This is a genomic window from Streptomyces hygroscopicus subsp. hygroscopicus, assembly GCF_001553455.1.
GTDB lineage: Bacteria > Actinomycetota > Actinomycetes > Streptomycetales > Streptomycetaceae > Streptomyces > Streptomyces hygroscopicus.
Window position 1 is genome coordinate 1 of sequence record NZ_BBOX01000328.1, and the last position, 6,212, is coordinate 6,212.

Consider the following 6,212-nt stretch of genomic DNA (forward strand, 5'->3'; position numbering starts at 1 on the left):
GGGCTGTTTCGTCGTGCGGTTATTTCACTCGCGCCTCGCACACCAGGCGCCGCCGGTGGTCCACCGTGCGCTCGGGGCCGGTCAGCGCCAGCGGGATGGTGTGCCGTACGTCCGAGTCGGCGCTGGAGGAGGCCAGCCGCAGTTCCAGGGCGCCGGGTTCCACCACCCTCGTGCCGTCGGCCCGGAGCGGATACGAGGCGAGGTCGGCGTGGAAGGTGAAGTGGACCTCGGCGGACTCGCCCGGCCGCAGCGGCACCCGTGCGTAGCCGATCAGGCGGGACACCGGGCGGGCGATCCGGGCCACCGGATCGTGGAGGTAGAGCTGCACGACCTCGGTCCCGGCGCGGTCACCGGTGTTGCGCACGGTCAGCCGGACCGTGGTCTCCCCGTCGGTGGGGATGTCGGCGGCGTCGGCCTCCGGGCGCTCCCAGGCGAACGTGGTGTAGGACAGCCCGTGGCCGAAGGCGAACAGCGGGGTCGGGTCGATCGAGCTGGCGTCGCCCCGCAGCCCGAGCGGCGGCTGTGCGTACGTCCAGGGCTGGCCGCCGGGCGCGTAGGGCACGCTCACCGGCAGCCGGCCCGAGGGGTTGACGCGTCCGCTCAGCACCCCGGCGACCGCCGGGCCGCCCTCCTCACCGGGGAAGAACGCCTGCACGGCGGCGGCCAGCAGCCCCGCCCAGCGGCCGAGGGCGTACGGGCGGCCGGTGAACAGCACCAGCACCACCGGGGTGCCGGTGGCCAGCAGGGTGTCCAGCAACGCGCCCTGGTCACCGGGGAGTTCGAGGTCGTCCGCGTCACAGCCCTCGCCCGAGGTGCCCCGGCCGAACAGGCCCGAGCGGTCGCCCAGCACGGCGACGCACACATCCGCGTCCGCCGCCGTCCTGGCCGCCTGCGCCAGCCGGCTCTCGGCGGTGAGCGCCGCCGCACCGGCCGAGACCGCTCCCCCCGCGTCCCCGGCGGACCCGGCCGGGCCGGGCGCGGCGCACCCCTCGGCGTGGGTGATCCGGGCACCGGGCAGTTCGCCGCGCAGCGCGGCGAACAGGGTCGGCACCTCGACGCCCAGGGGCAGTTCGGGGTGTTCCACGCCCACATGGCGGGGGAAGGTGTAGCAGCCGAGCATGGCGGCCGGGTCGTCGGCGAGCGGGCCGACCACCGCGATCCGGGCGTCCGGCGCGAGCGGCAGCACACCGCCGTCGTCGGCGAGCAGCACCACCGACTCCTCGGCCAGCTCCCGCGCCACGGCCCGCATCGCGGGCGGATCGAAGTCGACGGAGTCCGCCGTTCCGGCGAGCGCCGGCGGGGTCGCCGACCAGTCCGGGTCCAGCAGCCCCAGTTCGCACTTCTGCCGCAGCACCCGCAGCGCCGCCCGGTCCACCAGCGACTCGTCCACCTCCCCGGCCCGCACCGCGTCCCGCAGCGGGGTGCCGAAGCAGCGCACCGAGGGCAGCTCCACGTCCACCCCGGCCGCCAGGGCGAGCCCGGCCGCGCCGCCCCGCGTGCTGGCGACCCGGTGGGCCAGCTCCAGGAACGAGACCCCGAAGTAGTCGGCCACGACGGTGCCGGTGAAACCCCAGGTGTCGCGGAGCAGCTCGGTCAGCAGCCAGGGGTTGGCGGCCGAGGGCACCCCGTCGATGTCGTTGTAGGCGTGCATGACCGACCGCGCGCCCCCGTCCCGCACCGCCATCTCGAAGGGCGGCAGGACGACATCGGCGAGCTCACGCGGGCCGATGGACACCGGCGCGTGATTGCGGCCGCCCCGGGAGGCGGAGTAGCCCGCGAAATGCTTGAGCGTGGCGACGATCCCGGTGGACTCCAGGCCCCGGACGTACGCGGTGCCGATGGTCCCGACCAGGTACGGGTCCTCGCCGATGGACTCCTCCGTACGGCCCCAGCGCGGGTCCCGCACCACGTCCAGCACCGGGGCCAGCCCCTGGTGGATCCCGGCCGACGCGAGCGAACCGCCGATCAGCTCGGCGGCCCGCCCCACCAGCGCCGGGTCGAAGGACGCACCCCAGGCGAGCGGGGTGGGGAAGACGGTGGCGCGCCAGGCGAAGACGCCGGTCAGGCACTCCTCATGGGCGAGGGCCGGGATTCCGAAGCGGTTCCCGGCGGCGATCCGGGTCTGCAGGCGGGCCAGCGCCGCGGCGCCCTCGGCCGGTTCGACGGGGGAGGTGCCGAAGGGGCGGGTCAGCTGGCCGATGCCATGGGGGAGGAGGCCGTCCAGGTCCACGGCCTCGGACAGCTCGTGCTGGAGCGGGGCGACGTCCTCGCCCTCCCCGGTCTCGGAACCCGGCCAGACGCTGGAGAGCTGGGCGAGCTTCTCCTCCAGCGTCATCGAGGAGAGCAGGGCCGCCGCGCGGTCCTCGGCGGAGAGGGAGGTGTCCTGCCAGGGCTGAGGCATGAAGCTCCTTGTCGGGAGAGGAAGGACGGGGCGGCGAGGGGGACGGCCTGTGTGCCGTTCGAGGCGACTTATGTGCCGTTCGGGACGGCCTGTGTGCGGGGCGGGCGGTCTGTGTGGGGCGCGGCCTGTGTGCCGTTCGGGGCGGCCTATTTGCCGCCCACACCCATCAGCCCGTTGATCAGCTGACGGCGGGCGAAGAGGTAAACCAGGAAGATCGGGACGATGGAGAGCACCACCGCGGTGAGCAGTGCCGGGGTGTCCACCCGGAACTCGCCCACGTAGTCGTACAGCCCCAGGGTCAGCAGCCGGTTGCTCTTGGACTGGGTGAGCAGCAGCGGGAAGAGGAAGCCGTTCCAGGCGTTCAGCGCCGACATCACCCCGACCGTGGAGATCCCGGACCGCGACAGCGGCACGACGAGCTGGAGCAGCACCCGGGTCGGGCTCGCCCCGTCCAGCGCCATCGACTCGTACAGCTCCTCGTCGATGTCGCGCATCGTGCCGACCAGGACGAGCACGCTGACCGGGAGGGAGAAGGCGGCGGTCGGCAGGATCACCGCGAGCAGGGTGTCGTACAGATGCAGTTTGGTGATCACCAGATAGACCGGGATCACCACCGCCTGCGCGGGGATCGCCAGCCCCAGCAGGAAGATCTGGAAGATCCGGCGGGAGGCCCGGCCGCGGGCGCGTACGACGGTGTAGCCCACGGTCACCGACAGCGTGATCACGATCGCCGCGCACACGGCCGTGACCAGCGCGGTGTTGAGGAGGTAGGAGAGGAAGTCGGACTCCAGCACCCGCCGGTAGTTGGCCAGCGTGGGATGGTCGGGCAGGGCCAGCGGCCCGTCGTCGATATAGCCGTCGCGGGTCTGGAAGGTGGCGGCCACCAGGACGTACAGCGGCACTCCGACGATGCCCAGCCAGATCAGGGAGCCGAACCCGGCCGGGTAGTTGGGGGTCCGCAGACCACCCCTCGGGCGGCGCGGCGGGCGGGGCAGACCCCGGCGGCGGCGGGGGCGAGGGGCCGCCGGGGTCCTGTTCGGCGTACGGACGCCGTCTTGGGGGTGGTCGTGCAGCACGTCGGTCACATCCCCTCCCGGGTACTGCGCATCGCGGCGAAGCCGGTGAGCCGCACCAGCAGCAGCGAGACGGTGGTGGCGACGACGACGAGGATGGTGGCGACCGCGCTGGCGTAGCCGAGGTCGAACGCCTGGAACCCGTTCTTGTACATCAGGTACGGCACGATCGTGGTGTCCGTGCCCGGACCGCCCTTGGTGAGGATCAGGACGGTGTCGAAGAAGGTGAGCGCGCCCACCACCATGATCACCGAGGAGGTGACGATGGTGTTGCGCAGCTGGGGCAGGGTGATCGAGAAGAACTGCCGTACGGTGCCGGCGCCGTCGATCGCCGCCGCGTCGTAGAGCGAGCGCGGGATGGCCCGGGCGCCGCCCTGGTAGATCAGCGTGTGCAGCGGGATGAACTGCCAGCCGGTGACGAAGAGGACCGCCCCGAAGGCGCCCTTGGAGCTGCCGAGCAGATCGCCGTCCGCGAAGCCCAGGGCGGGCCCGATGTCGGCGATCAGACCGAAGTTGGGGTCCAGCAGCGACTTCCAGACCAGCGCGAGCGCCACGGACGAGCCCAGCAGCGGCAGGAAGAAGATCGCCGACAGCACCGCCCGGTTGCGCTGCCGCCCGGCCGCCCACACGCCCAGCAGCAGCGCCAGCGGGGTCTGGAAGACCCAGGTCAGCACGGTCAGCACCAGACTGAGCCAGATGGCCTGGTGGGTTTCCGGATCGTCCCACAGCCGGGACCAGTTGCTCATCCCGGTCCAGCTCGGGGTGCCGATGCCGTCCCAGTCGGTGAAGGCGAGCACGCCGACCAGGACCATCGGCGCCACGGCGAAGAAGACGAAGAACAGCGCACCGGGAAGGGCCCAGAGGACGCCGGGCCGGCCGACCCCCGGCCGGCCGGTGCTCCGGTGCCGCTCGCGCGTCGCGGCGTACGCCATCACATGCCCTTCAGGGCGTCGACGAACCCGTCCGGGTCGAGCTGTCCGTTGAACAGCTTCTGGATGGCGGTGTACAGCGGCGGGGTGTACTTGGCGGGCAGCGCCTGGTCCCAGGAGAGCGTGAAGTCGGGTGCCCGCTTGACCAGTTGGTACTGGAACCGCGCGTAGCCGGGGTTCTCGTGCCCGCCGAGCAGGGAGGCGGCGTCGGAGGTGGCGGGAATGTCACCGTTGGCGATGAGGTCCTTGGAGTAGTCCTGCCCCGCCGCGAACTTCACGAATTCCAGCGCGGCCTTCCGCTTCTCGCCCTTGACCTTGGCGTTGACCGACCAGTAGTTGGTCGGGTTGCCGACGACGCTCTTGGGGTCACCGCTGCCGCCGGGGACCGCCGGGAAGGTGGTCCAGCCCAGCGCCGACTTGGCGAACGCGGGCTGGTTGGCCTTCTGGTTGGCGTACTCCCAGCTTCCCATCAGATGCATGGCCGCCTTGCCCTTGGCGAAGAGCGTGGAGGCCCCGTCGGCGGTGTAGTTGACCGACTTGTAGTTCTTGCCGAACGCGCCCCGGCCGACCAGGTCCCTGATGGTCCGCGCGGTCTTGAGCACCGCCGGGTCGTCCCAGGCCGCCATCCCCCGGCTGCGGACCTTCTGGAACACCCCGGCCCCGCCGTAGCGGTCCACCAGGTACTCCACCCACATCTGCTCGGTCCAGGCATCGGTACCGGCCAGGGCGAACGGGGTGACGCCCGCGCTCTTGAAGGTGTCGATGAGCTTCAGCAGATCGTCCCAGGACTTCGGGGGCTTAGCCCCGGCGTCCGCGAAGACGTCCTTGTTGTAGAAGAGGATCACCGGCTGCATCCCGCGCATGGGGATGCCGTAGTGCTTTCCGTCGATCGCGCCCGCGTCGAGGATCGTGGGGATGAACGCCTTCTTCAGCTCCGGGTCCTCGGCCATGGCCGGGTCCAGGTCGAGCAGCATGCCCTTCTTGACGAAGTCGCTGATGCTGCCGCCGCCCCAGTTGAAGAAGATGTCCGGTGCGTTGGGCGTGCCCATCGAGGTGCGCATCTTGTCCGAGTATCCGTCACCGGGCACCTGGGTGAGCTTCACCTTGACGTCGGAGGTCTTGTTGAACCGCTTGACGACCTCGCGCTGCACCTTGGTCGAGGCGTCCTGGTAGACCCAGACGTCGAGGGAGTCGTCGCCCGCCCCTCCGGGGCCGCCGCTTCCGCAGCCGGCGAGCGCCGTGCCGACCAGCAGCACGGCCGCCGCCAGGGTGGACGCACGAAGGGTGGACCTTGACCGAGGTATGCGCATCGTGTGCCTTCCGGAAGTAGCCCGATAATTCTCGGAAGCGGTTGCGTGGAAGGTATGGGGGTGCTGATGCCGTGTCAAGGGTTTTGGCAAGCGGCCGGGCCCGTTCCGGGCGTTGGGGGCCCGTTGGGGGTGTCGGGGCCCTGTTCTGGGTGTCGGGGCTCCGTGCCGGGTGTCGCGGCTCCGGTGCGGGCTCTTGGGCCCCCGTGGCGGGCGCGTGCTCCGCTCCGGGCCCGGCTCCGGGCCTTTCCCGGGCACGTGCTCCGCTTCCGGTCCTCGCTCGGGACCCGTTGCGGGTATGGCTCCGGGCCTTGTTCCGGGCCCCGGGGCCCGGCTCCGGGCTCCGTGCGGCCACTTCTGCTCCGGCGCGGCCGCACGGCGGCCCTCGCCGGAGCGGGGCACGGTGGGACGCGCGGGAAGCGGGCCGCGCCGCAGAGCCGGGCCGCGCGGAAGCGAGGCACGCTTCCGATCCGGGACGCGCAGCGGGCCCGGTGCCCTCGCG

Annotated in this window: 4 protein-coding genes; all 4 read right to left on the minus strand. The window is 72.0% G+C overall.

Going from position 1 to position 6,212, the window contains the following annotated elements:
* Positions 1-19: 19 nt before the first annotated feature.
* Positions 20-2,401, minus strand: coding sequence for a beta-xylosidase/alpha-l-arabinosidase (locus AXW62_RS29565; RefSeq protein WP_060947211.1), 2,382 nt, complete (start codon positions 2,399-2,401; stop codon positions 20-22).
* Positions 2,402-2,547: 146 nt separating this feature from the next.
* Positions 2,548-3,396: a carbohydrate ABC transporter permease gene (locus AXW62_RS29570; RefSeq protein ID WP_051885868.1), complete on the minus strand. Its 849-nt coding sequence runs from the start codon at positions 3,394-3,396 to the stop codon at positions 2,548-2,550.
* Positions 3,397-3,482: 86 nt separating this feature from the next.
* Positions 3,483-4,406, minus strand: a complete 924-nt coding sequence (locus tag AXW62_RS29575) for a carbohydrate ABC transporter permease (protein WP_060947212.1) — start codon at positions 4,404-4,406, stop codon at positions 3,483-3,485.
* Complete coding sequence (locus AXW62_RS29580) at positions 4,406-5,713, minus strand: extracellular solute-binding protein (protein WP_060947213.1); 1,308 nt, start codon at positions 5,711-5,713, stop codon at positions 4,406-4,408. Before AXW62_RS29580 ends, AXW62_RS29575 begins: the two co-directional genes overlap by 1 nt.
* Between the last annotated feature and the right edge of the window lie 499 nt (positions 5,714-6,212).

Bases quoted from the DNA above. Each gene is read 5' to 3' on its own strand.
- AXW62_RS29565 (WP_060947211.1), bottom strand. From the start codon at position 2,401: ATGCCTCAGCCCTGGCAGGACACCTCCCTCTCCGCCGAGGACCGCGCG.
- AXW62_RS29575 (WP_060947212.1), bottom strand. From the start codon at position 4,406: ATGGCGTACGCCGCGACGCGCGAGCGGCACCGGAGCACCGGCCGGCCG.
- AXW62_RS29580 (WP_060947213.1), bottom strand. From the start codon at position 5,713: ATGCGCATACCTCGGTCAAGGTCCACCCTTCGTGCGTCCACCCTGGCG.